The sequence below is a fragment of the Nocardia asiatica NBRC 100129 genome, assembly GCF_000308415.1.
Lineage (GTDB): Bacteria > Actinomycetota > Actinomycetes > Mycobacteriales > Mycobacteriaceae > Nocardia > Nocardia asiatica.
The window spans coordinates 42464-64870 of record NZ_BAFS01000209.1 but is presented as its reverse complement, the minus strand read 5'-3'; the positions used below and the strand labels follow the sequence as shown (position 1 = coordinate 64870).

General features: G+C 64.4%; 15 protein-coding genes and 4 pseudogenes. 6 read left to right on the top strand and 13 right to left on the bottom strand.

The annotated features are described in order from the left end of the window. The first annotated feature begins 76 nt into the window (after positions 1-76). Complete coding sequence (locus ON27_RS42965; protein ID WP_157227252.1) at positions 77-988, top strand: hypothetical protein; 912 nt, start codon at positions 77-79, stop codon at positions 986-988. A 126-nt stretch (positions 989-1114) separates the two neighbouring features. Here ON27_RS42965 and ON27_RS45855 read toward each other — a convergent pair. Together ON27_RS45855 and ON27_RS20275 are read right to left on the bottom strand one after the other, a co-directional pair. Beyond that, a pseudogene (locus ON27_RS45855) lies at positions 1115-1491 on the bottom strand (XF1762 family protein); the annotation flags it as partial. 77 nt (positions 1492-1568) lie between these two features. After that, positions 1569-2023 (bottom strand): annotated as a pseudogene (locus ON27_RS20275) (transposase); the annotation flags it as partial. A gap of 171 nt (positions 2024-2194) precedes the next feature. Here ON27_RS20275 and ON27_RS41385 point away from each other — a divergent pair. After that, positions 2195-3955, top strand: coding sequence for an HNH endonuclease (locus ON27_RS41385; RefSeq protein ID WP_083887687.1), 1761 nt, complete (start codon positions 2195-2197; stop codon positions 3953-3955). 276 nt (positions 3956-4231) lie between these two features. After that, a pseudogene (locus ON27_RS45850) lies at positions 4232-4516 on the top strand (tyrosine-type recombinase/integrase); the annotation flags it as partial. Between the two features lie 146 nt (positions 4517-4662). Here ON27_RS45850 and ON27_RS20265 read toward each other — a convergent pair. Genes ON27_RS20265 through ON27_RS20255 form a run of 3 tightly spaced genes read right to left on the bottom strand, consistent with a single transcriptional unit; the run spans position 4663 to position 10776 of the window. Continuing rightward, positions 4663-6225: a class I SAM-dependent DNA methyltransferase gene (locus ON27_RS20265; RefSeq protein WP_043729865.1), complete on the bottom strand. Its 1563-nt coding sequence runs from the start codon at positions 6223-6225 to the stop codon at positions 4663-4665. Further along, entirely contained in the window at positions 6222-7829 is a 1608-nt protein-coding gene (locus ON27_RS20260) for a restriction endonuclease subunit S (protein ID WP_063711350.1), read from the bottom strand. Before ON27_RS20260 ends, ON27_RS20265 begins: the two co-directional genes overlap by 4 nt. Further along, positions 7822-10776: a DEAD/DEAH box helicase family protein gene (locus ON27_RS20255; RefSeq protein ID WP_218003020.1), complete on the bottom strand. Its 2955-nt coding sequence runs from the start codon at positions 10774-10776 to the stop codon at positions 7822-7824. The genes ON27_RS20260 and ON27_RS20255 overlap by 8 nt, the downstream gene beginning before the upstream one ends. A 280-nt stretch (positions 10777-11056) precedes the next feature. Here ON27_RS20255 and ON27_RS42425 point away from each other — a divergent pair. The 3 genes and pseudogenes from ON27_RS42425 to ON27_RS40845 all read left to right on the top strand — a co-directional run. Next, positions 11057-11445: pseudogene (locus ON27_RS42425) on the top strand (IS701 family transposase); the annotation flags it as partial. Between the two features lie 209 nt (positions 11446-11654). Next, positions 11655-13094 (top strand): AAA family ATPase, encoded by a 1440-nt coding sequence (locus tag ON27_RS20250; RefSeq protein ID WP_218003019.1) that lies wholly within the window; start codon positions 11655-11657, stop codon positions 13092-13094. Next, positions 13091-13846, top strand: a complete 756-nt coding sequence (locus ON27_RS40845) for an HNH endonuclease (protein ID WP_043729855.1) — start codon at positions 13091-13093, stop codon at positions 13844-13846. The genes ON27_RS20250 and ON27_RS40845 overlap by 4 nt, the downstream gene beginning before the upstream one ends. A gap of 195 nt (positions 13847-14041) precedes the next feature. Here the strand turns inward: ON27_RS40845 and ON27_RS20240 are convergent, their stop codons facing one another. From ON27_RS20240 to ON27_RS20205, 8 genes are all read right to left on the bottom strand, one after another. Next, positions 14042-14980 carry a phosphotransferase gene (locus tag ON27_RS20240; RefSeq protein WP_043729852.1) on the bottom strand — a complete coding sequence of 313 codons (939 nt, stop codon included), beginning with the start codon at positions 14978-14980 and terminating at the stop codon, positions 14042-14044. 161 nt (positions 14981-15141) lie between these two features. Beyond that, positions 15142-15573: a YbaB/EbfC family nucleoid-associated protein gene (locus tag ON27_RS20235; protein WP_043729848.1), complete on the bottom strand. Its 432-nt coding sequence runs from the start codon at positions 15571-15573 to the stop codon at positions 15142-15144. Between the two features lie 133 nt (positions 15574-15706). Further along, positions 15707-15964 carry a hypothetical protein gene (locus ON27_RS20230; RefSeq protein WP_043729844.1) on the bottom strand — a complete coding sequence of 86 codons (258 nt, stop codon included), beginning with the start codon at positions 15962-15964 and terminating at the stop codon, positions 15707-15709. Beyond that, on the bottom strand, positions 15961-17349 hold the full coding sequence (locus ON27_RS20225; protein WP_043730017.1) for a WXG100-like domain-containing protein: 1389 nt from the start codon (positions 17347-17349) through the stop codon (positions 15961-15963). The genes ON27_RS20230 and ON27_RS20225 overlap by 4 nt, the downstream gene beginning before the upstream one ends. Next, complete coding sequence (locus ON27_RS42955) at positions 17346-17837, bottom strand: WXG100 family type VII secretion target (RefSeq protein ID WP_051046804.1); 492 nt, start codon at positions 17835-17837, stop codon at positions 17346-17348. The genes ON27_RS20225 and ON27_RS42955 overlap by 4 nt, the downstream gene beginning before the upstream one ends. A gap of 7 nt (positions 17838-17844) precedes the next feature. After that, positions 17845-18756 carry a replication-relaxation family protein gene (locus tag ON27_RS20215; RefSeq protein ID WP_051046803.1) on the bottom strand — a complete coding sequence of 304 codons (912 nt, stop codon included), beginning with the start codon at positions 18754-18756 and terminating at the stop codon, positions 17845-17847. Between the two features lie 120 nt (positions 18757-18876). Beyond that, positions 18877-21354, bottom strand: a complete 2478-nt coding sequence (locus ON27_RS20210; RefSeq protein WP_051046802.1) for a type IV secretory system conjugative DNA transfer family protein — start codon at positions 21352-21354, stop codon at positions 18877-18879. Beyond that, positions 21351-22367: a TRM11 family SAM-dependent methyltransferase gene (locus ON27_RS20205; RefSeq protein WP_051046801.1), complete on the bottom strand. Its 1017-nt coding sequence runs from the start codon at positions 22365-22367 to the stop codon at positions 21351-21353. Before ON27_RS20205 ends, ON27_RS20210 begins: the two co-directional genes overlap by 4 nt. Positions 22368-22407 lie beyond the last annotated feature (40 nt).

Genomic DNA, 22407 nt, shown 5'->3' with positions numbered 1-22407 from the left:
CACGATAACGACCTGTCGAGGAGTTACGACTACCGGTTTGGAGCCGTCGGGCACCAGCGCTGTCAGGAGGGGATGCATGGCCGAGTGCTTCTACTGCGGAACCGACGCGAAACTTACTCGTGCCCATCTATTTCATCAAAGGATTCGCGACGCGCTCCCGAACGAATCCATGAGGGTGACTCTGGGGTCGTCCAGTGTCAGGTCGGGAGGCGTGGAGCGGGACCTGCTTGTCCCTGGCGATGTTCGCGAGATGAACGTGAAGATCCTGTGCGTCCACTGCAACTCGCGCTGGATGGAGCCGATCGAGAAGGCGGCCGCACCCATCCTGGAGTCGATCATGCGCGGTGAGGGGTTCCCACCGGCACGAGACCTGTTCCGGCTGGCACACTGGTCGATAGTCGTCGGAGCGCTCGCGACCCAGACGGGAGCCCGGTTCGACGTGCCCCTAGAGCACAGGCGCAAGATCAGATATACCACCACCGGTCAGCCTCAAGACTTCGGAACGCACTTCATTTGGACCTCGGACATTTACCCAGGTGCGCAGTTCGACTTCATGCGTTTCGAGACCGGGCCAGAGGTGGAGGAGCGCGGAGTGTCCTGGTACAGCGCGTTGCACGCCGGGCCACTGGTGATGATCTCGGCTGAGTTCACGGTCAACACAATGATCGCCCGCGAATTGCATCACTCGGGGATCGAGAGCTACCTCGGCACGGTGTCGAGCAACCTGGTTTGCATTCCTGATGCAATCCGCACTGGCCGCTGGCGAACCTCCGCCGGTCTGGTATCGGCCTGCCACCACACCGTCCAAGAGGCGTATCGGAAAGTGGCCGGACCCGACGTGGAGTATGTCGATACGCACGGAAGCTCGTTGGTGTCCATCGACGAATGGAGATGGCGTCGCCCGGAGAAGTTCGACTACGGGGACACCCTTGTCGACATGCGAGCCGAAGTCGATCTGAGCTACTTGGACGGTGTGTTCGAGTCGTAGCCCGCAGTGGTGCCCCACACCGAACCGGTTCGGTCCATGTTTCGGCGGGCAACAACGGGTGCTGAACTGCCCCATTCGCGGGCGACTAGGACAGCTCCATCCCTGACGCGCTTTCCGTTGCGCTACAACGCGATAACCCGCTGCGCGCAATGAGCTTCCCGACTCACCGCGCTGGCTATAGGTGATCAGGCGGGTATATCCGGGGCTTTCGTCGCCCGCCATGCAGCGCCATAAAGCATGCTGTTGACGTTCGGCGTTCCATCGGTCGCGGTTCGAACAATCTCGAGCGTCCAACCGTCATCAAGATGCCGAGCGACCGGCCGGCCGACGATGGCGACACCAGTGATCACGTCATCCGCTGCGACACCGATCGAAAACTTGTGACCGACTGGTGGCTGATGATGCCGGTGGTGCAGTCGCACAAAATCGACTGCCTCAGCGAGGGATGCCGGACACAGGCTAAGCACCGCACGCTTCGTTGGATCTGAATCGAAACGCGTCATCACGCCGACCCCCGATCCGACGGATCTAGTTCCCACCGCGAGAATTCACGGGGCTCGAATACGCCCGCCTTACCAGTTGAAACCGCCGCGGCCAGAGGAATTCCCGCCCGGTCGGACAGCACGTGCAGCTTCGAGCCGGGCTTGCCGCGGTCGACCGGATTCGGACCGGTCAGATCGCCCCCCTTTACGCTCGCGGCGTCCACTACTGCCCTCGACCAGTCGATCAGCCCTTGGCCGCCCAGCTCGTCGAGCACCGCCCGATGTAGCCGCCGCCACACTTGACGGGACCCCGGGAATCGGTCCACACCGTGAACCGTCGATGCGCAGTCGGCACGCTCACCCCGAACGACGGCGGCAGCATCCGCCACGCACAACCGCTGGCCAGCACGTACACCACCGCCATGAGCATTGCTCGCTGATCGACCGGAGCGACACCGCCACCCTGCGGGCGCGGGCTGAACTCCGGCAGCAACGGCTCCACTAGTTCCCACAACTCGTCCGGCACCAACCGCCGCGACAACGCATCCACCACGACCGAACATCATGTAGCACAACCCACTACGATGCAGCGACAACAAATTACATCCATGTGAGACATCGTCTAAGAAATCCGGCCTGAGCCTAGCGGTGGCAGGGCGTTCGACCTGTGCAGCAGCACTGAATGTTGTCACCGGGCGATGGTCCAATGGGATGAGGAGGCCTCATGCTCATTAAGTGCGCCGATTGCGACGTGATGTTCGACCCTCGGCCCACGGGGCGCGGGCCGAGCCGTCAGCGGTGCGAGGAACACATCAAGCTCCGTAAGGCGGAGTTGATCCGGGCTCGTGACGCGCTCAACCGCGCCAAGAAATGGGGGGTTGAGACGGAACTTGTCATCGCGCGGGAGGTGTTCGAGCGGGACGGCTGGATATGTCACCTGTGTGGCGAGCTAATCCCGGAGAGGTTGCGAACATCCCGAGTTCTTGGCGGCAAACATGATCCGCTGTCCCCGGCGGTCGATCATGTAATTCCGCTGTCCAGAGGCGGCCCCCATACGATGGAAAATTGTCGCGCTGCTCATTGGACGTGTAATGCTCGCAAATTCAATATTGAGAGAGCCGAGATCACAGCGGGGCTGCCTGCTGACCAACCCGTGCGGCAGGCCCCGGTGGTCGGTCGTGAATGCAAGCTCGACGGATGTCCACGCCCAATCGCTGGGCGCGGACTGTGCCAGGCGCACCTTCGGCGCTTGGAGAAATACGGCGACCCGAACAAGGTCAAATGCGGTTGCGGGTGCGGTGAACTGATAGCCGTCGCGGCCAACATCGCTGTCGCAGTCGCATATCTTGATGGGCACGGCGTCATGAGCGGACCTGCCGTTTCTCCGGCGGTTAAGTTGAGGAAGGGGCTTGTTCCCCAGTCGGTCTCGGAGCGCGGCAGGACTATGTACGGGCTCACGGGTGACTGCCAAGTATGGACCGGTTCCAAGAACAAGATGGGGTACGGGCGCATGTATGTGCGGGTGCCGGGCCAGAAACGTAAGGGGCGCGTCGTCCAAGTACACCGCCTCGCCTATGAGCTTGCGAACGGCGAGGGTTCAGCGCTCAACCTCACGATTGACCACTTGTGCGGCGTTCCGTTGTGTTGCAATCCCCGACATCTTGAGGCGGTGACGATTGGCGAGAACCTAAGGCGTGCCGCAATGGTGATCCTCGCCTGCCCACAAGGCCACCCCTACGACGACGAGAACACAGACTACAGCCCAGACGGCCATCGGCGATGCCGCCAGTGCAACACGGACCGGTATCACCTCGAAAAGCGCGGGCACGAATTTGTCGCCGACCCCGAGAATGTGAGCAATCTGCGCCGACGGTGCCTCATCTGTCGGCAACGTGAGGAATCGACGCCGCAGTTCTGTCCGAAGGGACACGAATACACGCCTGAGAACAAGAGGATTGGAAGCGACGGAAAACGATATTGCCAGCAATGCACCTGGGATCGGACGCATATACCGGACTATGGGCACTCGTTCGTCCCTGACCCGGGTGGCCCGGTCAAGAAGCGCCGGTGTCTAACCTGTCGAAGGTTGAACCCGCCTCCGAAGTATTGCGTCAACGGTCATAAATTTACCAAGGAGACGACGGAATACACAGCGAAGGGGCAGCGAAATTGTGTGTTGTGCCGACTGAATTCTCGTCACATTCCTAAGCATGGGCATGAGTATGTCATTGATATGAGAAATCCGACTACTGTACGCCGTTGTCGTGTGTGTTATGAAGAGAAGTATGCGGTGTCTCGATTCTGCCCGGCCGGGCACGAATTCACTCCGCAGAACACGAGGCTCAAGAATGGGTGGCGGAACTGCCGAGCATGTGAGCGCAATAGAGGGCACCGCAAGTTGTTCTACCATGATTTTGTTACCGATCCAAATAGTGGCAAACAGGTACGCTGCCTGACTTGTGCCCAAGCCCGAGCGGCCCGCTAGAGGCTCGCGCGCCGCTCCAGCGCAGCCGCGATGAGCGCTCGGGCGGCCTCGTTGTAGGCGGCCTGCTCGGCAAGCACGGCGAAAAGTTTCTCTCGTGCAAGGGGATTTCGGATGGGCGCGTGTTGGTCAGCTCGGCGCTCAAGGTCTCGGTGAGCACCTGAGCGCGGTCGTAGATGACGAAGTTCGTCGAAGGCGGCGGGCACCGTCACCGCCGACGCCGAGAAGATCGGCGAGAAGCGCTACGCCGCGCAGCTCAACGCGGCCGACGCGCGCCGGGTGCTGGTCTACGTCCTCGCCTACACCGGGCTGCGGTTCGGCGAGGCGGCAGCGCTGCGGGTCACCGACGTGAACGTGCTGCGCTCGCGGCTGCGCGTGTATCGGTCGGTCACGCAGGTGAACGGCGAGATGGTCTACGGCTCTACCAAGACCGGGAAGGCGCGCGACGTGGCGGTGCCGAAGTCGGTTATGGCGATGATCACGGAGCTGACCGAGGACAGGGCTCCGCATGAGTTGGTGTTCCCCGCCGCCAACGGCGAGCCGCTGCGGCTGCGCAATGTCCGGCGCGACTGGTGGAACCGCCGGGCGCGAGTCGAAGACGGCCTGTGTGCCCGCAGGTCTCAACCCGCACGAGTTGCGCCACACCGCAGCGTTTCTCGCCATCCGGGCAGGGGTGTCGGTGAAGTCGACTCAGGGACTCCGGATGCTTGTTACGTCGTTTCAAGCGTTGGTGGCGGGAGCTCTATATTCAATTCGGCCGCCAGATCCACCAGTTCACATAGCGCTCCGCGCAAGTCGGCGGACAGTGCGACTGTCAGCTCGCTCAGGGACTTGCCCGTCACTGCATCCCGTTCGATCAGCCCGATGTCGAGATTCACGTCCTTCGTAGCTACCAGTTCGGCACCGTCGAACACCTGGAAGCGTCCCGAGGGTTCACGACGGGCGATGGCAACGTCAAGGTCGCATTCACCGACCCCGAACGCGCGCTTTTCGAAATCCACCAGATGGCTTGGTAGTAACGGATTCTGCTTCAGTGTGAAGCGGTTGCCGGTACGCATGTCATACACCCACAGCTTCACGGTGCGCGGGGGCTCATCGTCACTGCGGCGAGATGGGGCCGAATTGAAGAAAAGCACGTTCGCCTTGACCCCACCCGCGTAGAAGATGCCGTCGGGAAGACGAAGCATGGTGTGAAGGTTGTACCGCTTGAGCAGTTCACGGCGAATGCTAGTGCCCCGCCCGACTTCGAAGAGGACGTTATCGGGAACGATGACAGCAGCACGCCCCTTATCGGTGAGCAAGTTCGCTATATGCTGGACGAAGTTGAACTGCTTGTTGGTTGTGGACTCCCAGAAGTCCCTTCGGTGATACGAGGTGTTCTCGCGACCGACCGAACCATTGTCGTTGGTGATCACGATCGAGGACTTCTTACCGAAGGGTGGATTGGCGAGGACCAACGAGGCGCGCCTGGCAGGCGGCTTGGAGAGTGCGTCCTCCACGTGGATCAGGGGCTTGCCATCGGGTCTGCCGATCTTGTGCAGGAGGAGGTTCATCGCAGCGAGGCGGGCGGTTGCCGGGACAAGTTCGGTGCCCCAGATCGCGCCCTCATCGAAACGAGCTGACTCTTCCGTAGACATTTGGTCGCCGTATTCCTGCACGATGTAATCGTGCGCGGCGAGCAAAAAGCCGCCGGTGCCACAGGCTGGGTCGGTGATGGTGTCGTCAGGGGTCGGCCGCATGCAGCGCACGATCGACTCGGTAAGCACTCGAGGGGTGAAGTACTGGCCCGCACCGGCCTTGGTGTCCTCGGCGCTGCGGGCGATCAGTGCCTCATAGGCATCGCCCTTGATGTCCTTGCTAGCGCTGAACCAATCCTCTTTGTCTATCAGATCGACGATGAGGCGGCGCAGGTTGGCTGGATTCTGAAGGCGGTTGCGGGCGCGGTAGAAGATCAGGCCCAGAGTGGTGTTTTGATCCTCCCCATGCTTGCCAAGATCAGTGAGCAGCTGAGTATACGCCTCCTCCAAGGCTGTACCCGTAAGGTCGAGCAGTTCTGACCACCCGCGATCGCGCCACTCTTCGGTGTCCGGCAGAACGTGTCGGCGCTTATGTTGGGGGAGGGTCTTGTCGGCTGCCTCCATCTCGGCCGCCATTTTGAGAAATACTAGGAAACTGAGCTGCTCCAAGTACTCAAGGCTCGATACTCCATCGTCGCGCAGGACGTTGCAATAGTTCCAGAGACGGTCGACCAGACGGCGGGCTTCCAACTTCATGCGGTGAACTCCAGGGGAAGGGTAGTCTGCTCGCCTGCAGCGATGGGGGTCCCAGTGGTAGAGGAATCTGGTGGCGAAATGTCCGTTCGGGCAAGAACCTTGGGCATGGCCGGGCGCTGTGGTGAGCTCTGGATACCAGCCGGACGCCGAGCTGGTTTCCGGTCGGCCCCAGCCACCTCGCGTTCGGCGCGAATGCGCATGAGGAAATGCTCGGCAGGTTCGTCCTCCGGGTCCTGGGGGATGAGCCTACCGGAGAACGCTTCTTCGAGCAGAGCATTACGGAGCTCGACGCAGTGAGCGAGACCCTGATCGCACACGGACATCAAGCGATCCACGCGTGCGAGGACCTGCTCCCCGAGCTCGACGAGTTTCGCCTGCTCCTGTTCCCCTGCTGGCGGCAGAGGAACAGGGAGCTGCCTGACGGTGGTGATGCTGATAGAAGCAAGATTCACACTTTGCTTGCCATTGGCCTCGAACCAAGCGCGGGCTGCTGAATTTACATACCAGCCAAGGAGTTTGGGGTGAGTAGCCTGCTTCAGAATCCGTGCACGAAACAAGTGGTTCTGGTAGATGCAATCCTCGATCTGGTCCTCCCAGATCCACCCGCGCCCCAGCTTGTCCCGATCGCCGCCCTCCGTCATCAGTAGGTCACCGCGACGAAGTCGGAGCTTTTCGAGGGTCTTCGGTGGAACGCGGATCGTGGCTACCTGCGCGAGCTCTAACCGTGCGCGCTGGGCATTGGCCACACGCAGATACGGGACCTCGCGCTGATCAAGGGCGTGCTGATTCTTGGAGTCCTTGGTGACGCCACCGATGACATCGGCGATCTCCTGAAGCCGGCCCCATCGCCAACCAGCAGCGAGAGGAGGCAGCGGGGTGTCTGTGGTTGCTGGGGAGCCCGCGATGGGCATGTCTTGTTGTTTGACCTCCCCCGCGAGGGCGCCAGTAGCCGCAGCCGTCATGACGAGGTCGCGGAGCGTCTCGAGACGCTGACGAGCAGCCCGCAGGCAGACCTCGATCTCATCCAGCCGAGCCATGTGCTTGTTTAGGGCATTGGCGATCCGGTGTTGCTCGGCCGTCGGGGGAAGCGGGAGCTCAATTCCCCGAATTTCGGGCTGGCTGATCTTGTGGATGCCGGTGCCCGTCTTCGCTGACTTCTCGATTTGCCGACGGACGACTGGGGAATTCCAGAGATACGCCAGGAACAGCGGCTCAACCCAGTCCGGATAGCTTCGAATACGAATCATAGTGTCTGGGAAAGCCACAGGCTCTGGCACATCCGTGACTAGCGCACCCCGGCCTACCAAACTAAGTGTTCCACTTCCTCTACCGACTAGGAAGTCCCCAGGCCTGATTAGGTAGGGGGCCGCCTCTTCAGCCGTCCAATCGCCCAGCTTGTATGCAGAGCAATCGATGCGGTCGCTCCTCAGCGCTGTGAGCCTGAGGACCGGAAAACCCTCATCATCATCACTTGTACGCACCGAACGCCCCTGGGCTGTCGGCTGGCTAAGAATGTCCGCGAGTCTCGCTCGTGCCCACCCGTTCGGCAGTGCGCCTTCGTTGGAGCTCCCAGCTTTGAAGCCCTCGCTACCGCCCTTATGCACCCAGCTCCCGATCCATTTCGTCGATCAACTCGTCCGGCGTCCGAGGGCCTGCATCGAACGCCTCCCTGAACTTGCTCCAGCCACCGACTGCCCGGCACAACGCATGCTGGTCCAGCGCCTCCACCGAGACGGTAGCCGATGTGGCTACGACGCTTACGATCCGCCGCAGCCACGCCTGCTGCTCGTCGGTGAAGGTACTCCCTGCCGCCTCCTGCCGCGCGAGCCACTCCTGGAAACGGAGCTCGACAGTATCCCGGTACGGCCGGAACTCTTCGTCCAGTCCGAGCTCGAACCGCAGAACAGACAATAGTTCCGGAAGCCCTGCACCCCGCCGTCGCCCCGCACGGGCAAGACCGAGATCGACGTACGCTTTCCAGAGCTGCTGCTGGGTCCAGCGCTGCTGCGGTGACCGGACAGCGCCAAGAATCTCCTCGATACGGTCCCGCACCTCCCTCAGAGGCCGCCGTTCCTCGAAGGCGATGCGCAGGTCGGTGAGCCGGTCCCGGTGCTCTGTCATATAGGTGCGCCAGTCCTGAATCGTCCGCTCGGCGCGCATGACGTCCGTCACACCCTCGGCGATCACATTGCCGTCTTGGCTGAGGTGGTCGATCTTGATCCAGCGGCGTGCTCTTGCAGCTTCCAGCAGAGCCTGCCGCAGTGCCTCGAGCTCGACAAAAGGGCGCAGTGCCTCAGCCAGCATGGCATCGCTGAAGGACTCCTCCACACCTGCTTCGGTCCTGTGCTCGACAGCCGTTTGCGCGCGTTCCTTCGCGATGCGATCCGGATCAGTCGCTAGGACCAGTCCCGTCACTAGCTCTGTCAGCTTACGGCCACCTGCACTTCCCTCGATCTGGGCGAGCTGCTCGTCGTCGAGCCGCTGCCCGAGTCGGCTGAGCCGACCGGCGAGGGTGGCGGCGTCGTCTGGGGATAGGGGGCGTCCTTCCGCGCAGGCCTTGAGCAGTCGCTCCAGGCTCGGCATCTCGAGTTGCCCGTCCCGTACGAGCGGTCGCGCGTCGACCATGGCGTGTTCAGTAACGCCCACAGTGTCGACGATCACGAAGCGGTCCTTGCACAGAGCGTCCTCGGTGACCTTCCTCAGGTCCTCGGGCTTGATGGTTCTGGCTCCGCGGCCCTTCATCTGCTCGAAATATGACCAGGTTCTAACATCTCGCATGAACACCAGGCACTCCAGGGCAGGAATGTCGGTACCGGTGGCGATCATGTCGACTGTGACAGCGATCCTGATCTCGGGCTTATTGCGGAAATCGCGGATAGCCTTGCCGGTCTGTGCCGCCGTGTTGGTTATCTTCCTACAAAAGCCAGTTTCCCCGTCGTCCCCCTTACCCCATGCGCGCAACACTTCGTCAACGATGGTGTCCGCGTGCTTGTCCGTGGCCGCGAATATCAATGTCTTGGGCACGACCGTCCGCTCATGTAGAACGTCGCCAGTGTCGGGATCCACGTCCGGCGGGAAGATCTCGCTGAACATCTTGCTCTTGAAGGTGCCGATGATCGTACGAATCTGACTAGTGGATTCCACACGGGCATTCAGCTCGGCCGGGGTGTACTCGTCGTCCTCATCCTGCTGATGCCAGTGCTGTTCGCGCGTCAGGCGGTCCACATGGGCCAGAACCGTGTTCAACTGCTCGATCGTCCCGTCAGGCGCGACCGTCTCGGTCACAGCCGGGATGGTCGAACCCTCGCGGGTGATCCGGGTCGAGATCCGGTAGACGTCGTAATCCACATTGACCTCGTCGGCCACCGCTTCCTCATATGTGTATTGGCTAACCAGGTTTTCGTCGAAGAAGGCGAACGTCGGCCCGATCGGGGTCGCAGTTAGACCCACGATGTGCGCGTCGAAGTACTCCAGCACTGGCCGCCACCTGCCGTAGATAGAACGGTGGCATTCGTCGATGACGATGAAGTCGAAGTAGTCAGGCGGGAGATCAGCTGAGTAGCGGACGCGGGGAAGGCCGACACCGAGTCCACCGGCACCATTCGCCTCGTACTCGCCCGCCTCTTCACTGCCTGGTTCGGGCAGGAGGCTGCCCGACAGCTTGCACCACAGTTTTTGAATTGTGGTGATCACGATTTTGTCAGAGTCAGCGAGGCCTGATGTTCCGCCCGTCAGGTGTTTGAGCGGAAATTCCTCGTGCAACGGTTTCTTGGAGTCCGCCGGGACGAAGTCCCGGTACTCAAGGAAGGCTTGGTCACCCAAGTTGGTGCGGTCCACGAGGAACAGCACCCTGTGGGCACCCGCGTGCTCAAGTAGCCGGTGACTCGCCTGGACGACGGTGTATGTCTTGCCAGCACCGGTCGCCATCTGGATGAGCGCCCGAGGCTTGTCCTCAGCCAGAGATTGTTCCAAGCCCTTAATCGCGCGGCGTTGCGCGTCGTACAGCTGCCGCTTCGGGTCGAGGAGAACGGTGGGCAGGTGCCGCAGCCGGGCGCGAAGTGTCGGCGTATCGGGAGCGCGCAAGGCTTCACGCTTCCAGCGTGCGACTGTGGCCGGGCGGGCTGGAGCGAATACGAGGCGGCCGCGTGCTCCCCCCTCTGGTGCACCGGGAACAGGCGTGCCATCGAGAGCCTCGGTATCGAGGGCATTTCGGAAGCGCCATACGACGCCGTTGGTTCCGTAGCGGAAGGGCAGTGGCCGGCCTTGCCAGGCACGTTTGGGGTTCTTTTCGGCGAGTGGGGCAGCAAGTCGGTCTGCCTCGGCGATGAGTTCGCGGGGGTCAGCGGTATTGGGTCCCGCCACAACAAGTCCACATAGATCTCTGTCAACGTAGAGGAGGTAGATGCAGAGGCGGTCGGCATCCAGGTGATCGGTACGGACAGCTGTTGCGTCCGATTTGAGGTCGCGCTCAGCTGGCGAGCACACGCGCCACCCTGACTCCCGCAGAACTCGTTCAGCTCCGTAGCCCGCCAGCATGCCTGCAGTGCTCACGGCACTCCCCTCTGGACAATCGTCACGACGCGGTTCCGCCCACCTATCCTGTCTTCCACCCATTAGACCAACTTCCGCACACATGCACGACCCGCTTCGCAGCCTTAATAACGCAACTGCACTCGTATGGTTCGGTGCTGGTAGATCTGTCGGGTGGTGTTGGATCGTGCTGTGGCCGAGCTGGATTCGTTGACGGTGAGGATTGGGGGACGGTTTACCCGTGCTGAGCCGCGGGGGCGGCCGGGTGAGTATGTGTCGGGTCTGGTGGCGGGCCTGGAACCCATTGTCGGTCGGTGTCGGCGCGCACGGACCCCGCGAATACGACTGGGCACGCCGCCAGATCGACGGCACCTGGGCGTCCGGGCGCGGGCACTGGCTGCTGGCCCGCCGCAGCATCGGCAACCCGGCCGAGATCGCCTACTACCTCTGCTACGGCCCGGCCACCGCCAGATTGGTCGACCTGGCCTGGATCGCGGGGTCGCGCTGGCACGTGGAAGAAGCGTTTCAGCAGGGCCAAGGGCCGGGCCGGGCTCGACCACTACCAGGTCCGCAAATGGCGGGGCCTGGTATGCCCACATCACCCTGTCGATGCTCGCCCCCCTGGCCTGGCTAGCCGCCACGAAAACCGTTGCTGCAAAGGGCGACTCGCCGACAGCGAGGACGGCATGATCGCGCTTACGCTACCGGAGATCCGGCGCCTGCTGGTCGCGTTCGTGCTGACCCGACTCAATCCCGCCGACCATATCTGGGCCTGGTCACGCTGGCGACGACGCCGACAACATCAAGCCCGGCTCTCGCACTACCGACGACGCGGTCACCCACTCACCTGAGTGCAGTTGCAGTATTAAGGCCCGCCGGATGGCGGTCGTCTACTGTCAGTGAGCACCCGTACAGTTGGGCAGTTAGTTTGCCGCGGGTCCAAGGCCTCGGATGAACAGGAAGGTCACGGGAAGGGCAGTCCGGTGTATGTGACAAGGCTCCGGTTCGACGGCGTACGTGGGTTCCACGGCCCCCGGGCCTGCGACCTTGACTTCACGCGCCCGGATGGTGGTTTCGCTGGCTGGACGGTGCTAGCTGGGCGTAACGGCTCGGGCAAAACAACTTTCTTGAGGGCGATTGGCTTGGCGCTGGCAGGGCCGTACCGGGCCAGCCAGTTAGACGACGAGATCGAGGATCATCTCTCATACGGGCAGACCCGTGGCTATGTCGAGTTGGCCCTCCAGGCGGATGCAGAGTTCGACCTCGGAGCTCTTTCGACCACTAGTCAGGTGACGGTAGCAGTCACATGGAAGCCGGATCGGGAGCCGCTCGCACCCGAAGATCATCCCCCGACCCAGGTTAGTTTTACGGCACATACCGGTAGCAGGTTCGCCAATCTACTTTGGTCGCCGTCGCCTCCAACCGGCTGGTTTCACGCGGCGTATGGCCCCTTCCGGCGGCTCAGCGGCACGGGTCTGTATGAACGCAATCCGCAGAACCCCGACCGAGCTATGGCCCTACGCACTCTATTCCAGGAAGAGTCGGCCCTCGTAGAGTCGGTCGACTGGCTCATATCTATCCGCATGCGCCAGCTTGAAGGCGAGGCCGGAGCCGACCAACTGCTCGAATCGGTTCTAGCCCTCATCAACGATGGGCTGCTGCCCGGCGATTTCCGTGTAGAGCGGGTTACCTCACGCGGGCTGTGGTTGCAGTCCATCGATGATGAAGGACCCGTCATCGCACTGCGGCGCATGAGTGATGGCTTGCGTACCGTCACCGCACTCGTCCTCGATGTCATCCGGCAGATGCACGCAGCCTACGGAACGCTGGAGCTACGCCGGGATGGCGCCCGGCCGTATTTGCCGTATCCCGGGGTCGTCCTCATAGACGAGGTCGACGCGCATCTCCATGTGTCCTGGCAACAGCGCATAGGCGAGTGGCTCAAGACTCACTTTCCCAACGTCCAGTTCATCGTCACGACACACAGCCCCTATGTCTGCCAAGCCGCCGACCCTGGCGGGTTGATTCGGCTACCAGGCCCGACTGAACAGGTTCCACCCGAAGTAGTAGATGAGAAGATCTACGGCAGGGTCGTCTATGGCACGGGAGATGACGCTGTCCTGTCGGAATTCTTCGGGTTGGAGCGGCCGTTTTCCCGCCGTGCAGAGAAGATGCGAGAAGAACTGGCAGACCTTGAGTACCAGGTTGCAACCCGGCGAGCTGACGAGGCCACATTGCAACGGTTCCGTGAACTCCGCAGGAAATTGGCAAGCTCTCAGACCACACGGTTGGAGGAGTTTGACCTGGATGTGAGAAGGCGGGGGGCAGGCGGTTCTTGATCAAGATCGTACGACCGCGTCTGAATTCTGAGTTGGAATCCTCGCTTCTGAAGCTGACGCAGGAACTTGCGGACACCTCAATCCCAGACCGTACCGATCACGCCGAGCGGATGTGGAAACGGGACTCCATTCGCCGTGACGTATATAAACCAGTAAAAGACGCTCTTGAGGCCATGGCACCTGGCCTGGACTGCTGCATGTATTGCGGTAACCATATGGCCGACACAGTTGATCATTTCGTACCGAGGTCTCACTGCTCTCTGCGCACGTTCTACTGGCCAAACCTTTTGCTCGCCTGCTCGACGTGCAACTCGCGGTTCAAACGCGACAAGCACCGGAGTGACGGATTGCTCGGATCACTCCTGATCGATCCGACACGCGAGAACCCATTCGACCATCTCGATCTCCAGTTGGTGAGTGGTATCTACCGCGCTGTCGACGGCTCGAAGAAAGGGCAATGGACGATCGAGGTGTGCGGGCTCAACAAGGAGCCGCGCCCCCGAGCCAGACAAAAAGCCTGGATGAAGCTGGGGTCTTTCCTTAAGAACTGGTCGCGCGCTCGTGACCTGGGGAATGAAGACGACATACACTTCTACACCTGGTGCATGCGTGATGAGCCCTTCGCCGATGTATGTCACGCGGCCCTACACAAGGCCGCGTCCGAGCGCGCCGAGGGAGCCTTCGTCGATACAGACCCGGGCATCCTCGCCTTACTGAGAGACGAGGAGTTGCGCGCGGCAATCCTAGCCTGAGCGCGCAGCGGCGCACCACACCGCAACCTCGGCGCCAGATGAGCGAGGACGAGATCCAAGCCGCCGATGACGCCTACTTCGAGCTGATGAACCGCCTCGGCTGGCGCACCAACCACTAGCCCGCGACCCCTGCAGGCATCTGTCTCCGCTGTCGTCGGAATCAGAAACTCGTCACCGATAAATGCCGTGTGGCAGCTACGGCCATGCAAGTCGTCGACGCAGCCATTCTCCCGACACTTGCGCCGAATATGCTTGGTGATGGCGGAGTTTCGGCGAATGTGGAGGTGGGGGCATGCGGCTGTTGTGTGCCCAGTAGCCGACCAGTGCACAGAGAAAGGCATTGACGGCGGCCGAGTCGGCTGTGCGGGTCAGCGGATGGGCCGCAAGGATCGGGTCGGGGTCAATTCCGCTGGCGGCGATCGAGGGTGCCAGCGAGACGAGTTCGAGCCAGGCGGCGCCGACGCAGGGCCACGCCCAGTCGATCACCACGACTGTGCCGTCGGGGCGAAGGAGCATGTTGTCCGGCCGCAGATCTGTGTGCAGCAGGGTCACGCCGCCTGTGGGTTCGGCCCAGGTCGATTCCAACTCGGCCAGCCGATCCAGATTGCGCAGCGACCAGCTGTCGAGGTCGACGGGCGCCCCGTGCTCGGCGAAGTGCCGCCAGCAGTTCAGCTCTGGCCCGTAGCTGTCGGCCATCGTGGGCACATCGGGGATCGGGCTGGGCGTCAGCACGTTCGCCAACTGCTCCACTGCCGTGAGTACCGCATCCAGCTCGGTCGGCTGATCGAGACGTGGATGGCGGCCCGCGACGTCGTCGAATACCATGACGAACCACCCGGCGAGCTCGGCGGTGAACTGGACCGCCGGTGTCGGGACCGTGGGCGGTAGCCGCGCTGCGGTGCGTGCCTCGGTCTGGTACATCCCGCACAGTTTGTCATCACGGTTGATCACCTTGGCGAACGCTCTGCGGCCGTCGTTCAACAGCAGCCGCACGGCCGCGCCGTGGCTGTACCCGCCCGTCTGCGTGACCGCCGATCGCACCGGCGCGCCGAGGCGGGCCTCGATCCCGGTACGTACCGGCTGCGGCAACTCGTGCCACTCGATCCGACTCGCGGTGCCTTCACTATCGGACATTGCACGATGATCGGTTGGAGCGCCGTGGACCTCTAGTCATTTATTCGAGGCAGGCGCCTGGACTATGTCCGGGGCCCGCCGGTTTCGCGAGGGGCGCTCGCCCTGAACACCGGCAGAGGCAGCTTGGGCCGAACACGGCGGCAAAGGTGGTGGGGCCGAAATCAGTCGGTCCAGCCGCCGTACAGGTTTCGGCGTTCGAAGTACGCATCGTCGGCGGCTTGGACGTCGGCTTCGCTGGTCGGCCTGCTTCGCTGGCCTGTGGGTGTGGGTGGGGTTTCGAGGAGTTTGGCCTGGTCGCGGATGCGGGGATCGGCTTTCTGCAGGAGGCGTTCGGCTTTGGCTCGCACTTCGGTGCGGGCTTTGCGGTGGCAGTCGAGCAGGGCGCTGGTGAGCTGGGTGCTGGTCCATTTCATGGCGCCGGGTGCGATCTTCAGGTCGGTGATCTCGCCTGTGGTGTCGACTTCGATCAGGACTCCGCGGACTTCGCCGCGGCCCCGGAGGCTGGCTGCCTGCCTGGCGAGTTGCTGGCCGTTGCGGCGGATCTGGGCGAGGTCTTGCTGGAGCCGCTGCTCCCATTGCTGGAGGTTGGTCATGGCTGTGAGTCGGTTCCTTGGGCTACCTGCGGCGAATAGATAGGTCATTCGGTTTGGCGCACGACGAAGCCTTGGCGGCGACGAGGAAGTCCGTGTCCGGCAGGGCGGGTGACAATTGCTCGCTCACCTGTATTCATCCCTGACGGCTGATCACCGTGCCCGTGGTGATCAGCGGCCGGAGAGCGACGTCCAGCGCGATCGTCGTCTTGCCTGGTGGACTGTGGATTTCGATGGATTTGATGGTGGTGACGGTTCGCTGGTTCGCGTCTTCGACGGCCACCGTGTCGCCGATATGGACGGGGTCGCCGGACAGCGTGCCGGTGACGAATACCCATTGCGCGCGCGTGGGGAGGAAGTCGACTCTTTCGACGATCAAGCGCGATTCGGTCATTGTGTGTTCCTCCGCCAGGTAGCGACGAATGCGTCCTCGGCTGCGTAGGCTTCTTGTTCCAGCGCGCTGGTCATCGAGCTGATGCTACCGTCCGCGTATTGCCGGACGTGCACGCTCTCGTGTGCCAGCGTGCGGACAAGCGTTTCCGCGTCCTGGAACGCCGCTGGCCCGAGCTGTACACCGAGGGAGTCGGTTCTGGCGATAGCTCCTTGGAAGTCCAGGTAGGAGATTGTGTCGGCGTCATCGAGGATTTCCAGTTTGGTGCCGCGGAGGTCTACACCGGCCAGTCTTGCGTAGTATTCGATCGTTTCCATGGTTCTGGGTAGTCCGACATTGCCTTCGAGGACTTCTCGGTTCGACAGGGCGCCGGAGCGTGAGTACAACGCAGCGGGTCGGCCGCGACCGAGGAACTTGGTTCTCGCCGCTTCCACCCAGAGCCGGATCTTCTCGAGCAGAGGTTTCAGCCGCTCGACGAGGGGACGGACGGTGTTGGTGACGATTTTCGCCACCCTCGCTGAGAGCTCGCCGATGATCGTTGCGATACGCCGAGCCTTCACAGCGATTCGCCCGGCCAGGGCGGCATTGCCGACCCATTCGGACACGGTCGCGGTGAAAGGTGCGAGGACTGCGAATGCGGCCTCGGCAGCGACCGTCTCGATGGCGAGAGCTTCGAGTTCGTCGAGGATCTGGTGGTGGGCTTCGTCGAGGTAGTGTGCGTACTCGCCGCAGGCATCCCCGAGGGTCTGGCATGTGTCGGCCAACGTGTGGAGATCTGATTGCCGCGCTCGACAGGTGGTCACCGCGATGTCGATCTCGGGTGACTGCTGGTTGGTGAGCATGTCGACGGCGTGAGGGACTTGCCCGGCGACCGTGCGGAAGTCGGCGGCAACGGTATGCCAGGCGGTCTTGGCCGCGTTCAGTTGGTCTTGGTGCCCGTTCGGCCACCCGAAGCCGACGGCATCCTTGATGAACGACCACCCGAACGGCTCCGGGATCCCGTCGCCCGCCGCAGAAGGAATGCTCTCGGGCAGACATGGATCCACCGACAGCGACGGCGCTGGGGGCGGCGGGAGTTCACGGTGAGCAGCCGCGGCTTCGGCCACCTGATGATTGTGAGCACCGACGACAATCAAGTCTCGGATCTGACCACACGAGGTCGCCAGTTTCGACGACGTCGAGACCGCGAGTTGCGCGGCCTCGTCGTAGCCGGCGGCCCACTGCCCGCCGACGCTGTCACTGCCGGCCATTCCCGCATACGCAGTCAACACCGCGACAAGCGATGAGTGCGTGGTCACCATGTCGGTCGACATCTGGCCGAAAACGTCGCCAGCAGAACCATATTCATCAGCACGGTGAACAATCACCGGGACGGTCGGTGCCGTCACCGGGGCCACATCCCGACGTTCGTCTGGCCCACACTGTGATAGACCGTTCGTGCCCGCCCCAGTGCTTGCCGAAGTTCCCCAAGAGCGGCGTTCATCTCTGCCGCACCGCTGGCCCATTCCGTGGCGGCGGCGCGGTGCGCGTCGGCGACCTGGCCGGTCCAGTTGATGTGCAGGTCGGCGATGCGCGACTGGATGTCGCGTAGCCGATCATCGATTCGCGTCTCCAGATCAGCGGCCTGATCGACCAGGGCCTGCATTCCCGCCAGATCGACGCGGTAATCCCCGGCAGCGGCCTGGTAGAGCACGAGCATCTCGGCCGGGATATCTTGTTGCGCTTCGGTACTCGGGGACGAGCCGGTGCCGGTCGAGGCCCCCGGGGCGGGCGTGAGCGCGTGGTCGAACACGACGACGGCGCTGACCACGGCCGCGATCACGACCGTGAGGAACACGAACCCCGCGAATCCCGCTCCGAGTGTCTTGACCAGCATCGCTACCTCACCAGTGCTCGGAAGCCGGGGGACTCGGCGGCGGCGGGGCCAGGGCGACGGTTCCGCTCAGCGGTGCCCAGGTCACCTCCGGGTCGATGCCGTCTTCGGGTCGGGTCCGTCGCGGCCAGACGGTGCCGAGTTCGTGCAGGTGCCTGCGGCCGGAGTCGGTGTGCAGCGGCAGCCACACCTGCTCGGCCGGACTGGTCCCGGAGATGGAGCCGAGGAACTCGGCGGCGGCGGTAGCGACCGGTACCGCCTCGGGGTCGGGCAACCGCTCCCAGGTTCGCCGCAGAGCCACACGGGCATTGACCTCCCGCGCGGTGGTCGGCACCCACAACAGGACCGGGACGATGACCCCGGTGGTTCGGGCCAGTTCGCCGTAGCCGTGAAGCTTGGCCGCGACCCGAGGCAGGGAGGTGGTCCCGAGGTCGTATTCGAGGAAGAAGTCGAGCAGGTCCTGGCCGTAGGTGTAGCGGCCGTGGGCGTCGGGGCGGGCCAGGTCGCCCCAGAGCCGTTGGCAGCGGGTTTGGGACCACCACCGCGACACCTGCCCGCCGTGGGGGTGGGTGACCAGGGCGGTGAACCATTCGGCGACGCCGAGGGTGTGGGTCAGGTGCAGGCTGTGGGCGACCGAGAGCGTGGTTTGGTGGTTGTAGCCGAGCTCGCGCACACTCACGCCTGCTTCCGCGGCGAGGATCGCTGCTCCGGCGGGGGCGAGGGTCCAGTGGTAGGGGGCGGTGCCACGAGTTCGCATGGGCCGGAATCGGTCCAGGACCCGGTAGGTGTGCAGGATCGCCAGGCGGCGGCGGGCGATCTTGGCGGTCGGGAACGCCAGGTCGGCGAGGTGGTCGGTGGTCAGGACCCGGTGCTCGTAGACCATGCGCACAATCCAGCGGTCGCGCCCGGTCAACGCACGCACCACCGAACTCTTTTCCGGGCTGGTAGTAGGTGACCAGGCCGGGCGCGGGGCACGGGTATCGGCTTGCCTGTCGGGACGGGAAATCATCGGTACGGGAGCCTTTCTCGGGGCATAGCGGGGCTAGGACCGTGGGGAGTCCGGGGGTTGCGCCGTGAGGCGGGCTTGGGCGGCGGCGGCGATCTCGCGGGCGCGCCCGGGGATCGGCGGGTCCAGGGGCCGGGTGGTGAGGGTGAACGGTCGCGCGTTCTGCCCGTCGACCAGCAGGCGGGCGGCGGCGTGGAAGGCGTCGAGGTGGGACAGGTCGTGCTCGGACAACAAGGGGTCGGTGTGACGGGCCAGGTCGCGGGCGTCATCGGGGCTGACGGCGAAGATCACCTTGTTGCGAGCGTTGGCTGAGATGCCGTCGCGCAGTTCTCGGGAGAGTTGGCCGAGGTTCTGGTGTGCCAGCAGCAGCGACAGGCGCAGTCCGCGGGCTTCGGCGAGCATGTCCTCGATCGGGGTGGACAGGTTGAGGAAGTTCTGCGCCTCATCGAGCACGAGGGCGGCGTCGGGCCGGTCGGCGGCGGGCACCCGCGCCCGTGCGGTCACCGCCTGCCACGTCCGCGCCACCAGCAGCGACCCGACCAGGCGTGAGGTTTCCTCTCCGAGAGAGCCTTTCGGCAAACGGGCCAGGCAGATGCCGCCGTTGTCGAGAATGTCGGCGAACTCGACGGTGCTGGGTCCTCCCGCGATGGCCGAGCGGACGAACGGTCTCAGCAGGAACGCTCTGAGTTTGTTCAGCAAGGGGCCGGTGAGTTGAGCGCGGCCGGTGTCGGAAAGCTGCTCGTAGCTATCCCAGAACCCGCGCAGGACCGGGTCTTTCGCTGTGCGGGTGACCCGCGCCCGGAACGCGGGCTCGGTGAGCAGGCGGGGCAGGTCGGCCAGGGTGGCGGTGCCGGGTTGCGCGCACAGCGTGAGCAGGCTGGCGCGCATGATGTCGTCGGTGCGCGGCCCCCACCACTGATGGAAGATCCGGTGAAACACCGTCACGAGGTTGTCGACCGCCAGATCCATTCCGGCGCGCCCGATCCGGCCGATATCGAGCGGGTTCACACACGGCGGCGGCGCGGCCGAGTCGGCGTCGAAGAGCACCACCCGCTCACCCATGCGCGACGGCAACCTCGACAGGACGTCGGTGACGAGGTCGCCCTTCGGATCGATCACGATCACCCCGCGCCCCGCCTCGGCGTCATCGAGGATCGTGCGCGCCAACAGGGTGGACTTGCCGACACCGGTGGGGCCGAGGATGTGCAGGTGATGGCGGGCATCGGAGATCTTGACCGCGACCGGGCGGCGAGTTCCGGTGTCGGCCATGCCCAACGGTTTCGTGTGCTCGCCGCCGACAGGGATCTCGGGGGCGGGGGACAGGGCACGGGCTCCGGCGCGCTGCAGGCCGGGTAGCCCGTCGTCGGTGGGCAGATGCGCGATCGTGGCCAGCTCGGGCACCGACAGCACATCCCCACGCCCGAGACGCCGCTGCCGCATCAACCGCTCGAGGCGCAGGCGACGACGCCGCCGGTAGTAGTTGTGGTCGGTGCACGCTCCGAACACCGTGGCGAGAGCGTCGGCGCGACCGCGCGCCACCGCTCGCGCCTGCGCTTTCGGCGCGATGTCGTCGGGATCGGTGGAGACCGGGATCGAGGCGGCGTAGCGGACGACCGTCTCCCAGTGCGCCCCTCGCGCTTTGGCCGCTGCCGCGCGGGCGGCGGCACTGTATTCCAGGGAGGTTTGGCGGTCGGTGGCCCGCGCGTCTCCCACACCAGCGGCGGTGTGGGAGACGCGGGCGGCGCTCGTGCCGGGAGTGAGCAGGGTGAGGGCCTCGCGCAGCAGCCCTGCCACGAGGCCAGCGCGGGTGCTGGTGCTCGCCGCGGCGCGGGTGGCTCGCGCGACGCGGCGGCCGGTGACCGGACGGGCGAGGATCTGCACGCAGACGGCCTGCCCGGGAGCGAGGTCGTCGGCGGCGGTGATCAGGTTGCGCACCAGATCACCGGAGTGATCGGTACTCAACGGGAGTCCCTCACGGCGCCCGAGCCGCAACTCGCCCCCGGCCACGACCCGCCGCACACCCTTCACCGGGATCGGTAGCGGGGGCCGGGCGGGTTCGAGGGTGTCGGTGTGTGCGCCGGGCCACGCCGAGGCGATGGCGCGTTCGATGAGACCGGGTGGGATCGCGCCGGGCACCCAGAGCCGGATCGCGGCCCCCTCCTCCGGGGTGACGGTGTACTCGAACCCCAGATGCGGCTGCCCCACAAGGAATCGCGCCCAGGCGGGCCGCAGCTGCCCGATGAGGTGCGCCCAGAACGCCTGCGCGCCTTTGGCGTCGACCTCGGGTGGGGTGAGCACGGTGATTTGGCGAGCACGTGCACTCAGCCGGCGCCGACGCCACCGGCCCAGAAACGGCACCGCGGCGAGCACCCCGAGCACGGCCAGGACAGCGACGAGCCCATCCCCAGTCGAGGCGATTCGTTCGGCGGCGTGGGTCAGATCGGCCAAGGCCCGGCCGGGCGCGACAAGCGCCCGGCCCAGCCACCCCTGCTCGGGGGCTTGTGCGATGTTCACGCGGCCACCGATCCCGGGCCGGTCGCATCGGGAGTCGGCAGCGTCGCGGAGGTGCCGAAGGGGAATCGCCCGCTCGCGCGGCGGCGCTCGGACACGGCGGTGGCGGTCTCGGGCTTGCGCAGGATGACGACGTCCTCGTGGGCGATGAGGTGAATCGGCAGCCCGGCCGAGCGCTGCTTGACGACGAAGTCGCGCTGGAAGAAGCTCGACCGTGCGACGAGTTCGCCGTCGGACAGGCGGCCCAGCAGTGCCACGCACCGCTCCACCGGCACGAGCCCGGCCAGCTCGCCGCAGGTGTAGAGGTGGCTGGGCAGGGGCACCAGCTCGGCGTGCTGACGCCACGGCCGCGCCGTGATCACGACATGTCCGCCGGAGGCGAGGTATTCGGCGGCCCCGGCGAGGATCTTGGTGAATCCTGAGAGCAGGCGGCCGAGTCCGACGTTGGCCAGGTTGCCTCGGTCGAGGACCTGCCCGTAGCGGTGGTTGGTCTTGAGGACCGGCTGCCTGCGGTTGGCGCGCACATGCCCGTGCAAGCTGTCGCCGTAGGGCGGTGAGGTGATCACCAGGCTCGCCTGGCCGCGCAGCTGTGCCGGGATCAGCTCGGGCAACTTGCGGGCGTCCCCGTGGTAGACATTCGCGTCGAGATCGATCCCGGCTTCGCGGGCGAGGTCGATGTTGGTGCGCGCCAGCTCCGCCCACCGGGACTCGTATTCGACGCCGACCGCGCGGCGGCCCAGGTGCAGGGACTCGACGAGGGTGGTGCCGATCCCGCACATCGGGTCCAGCACGAGGTCCCCGGGACGGGTGTAGGTGGCGACCGCGTGCTGCACGATGGCGGGGAACATCTTCGCGGGGTGGGCGGTGCTGTCGGGGTGGTAGCGGCCCCGCCGCTGCGCGGTCGGGGCGTTCTGCGCGGTCGCCCACACCGACACCGGCCGCGCCGCCGGAGGGATCTGTGCGGGGGTCGCGGAGTCGACGTCGGCGGCGTTGGTGGCGATGGGATCGACAGTCATGGAGGCGTCCTTCGCGTGAGAGTCCGAGCGGGGCAAGGGC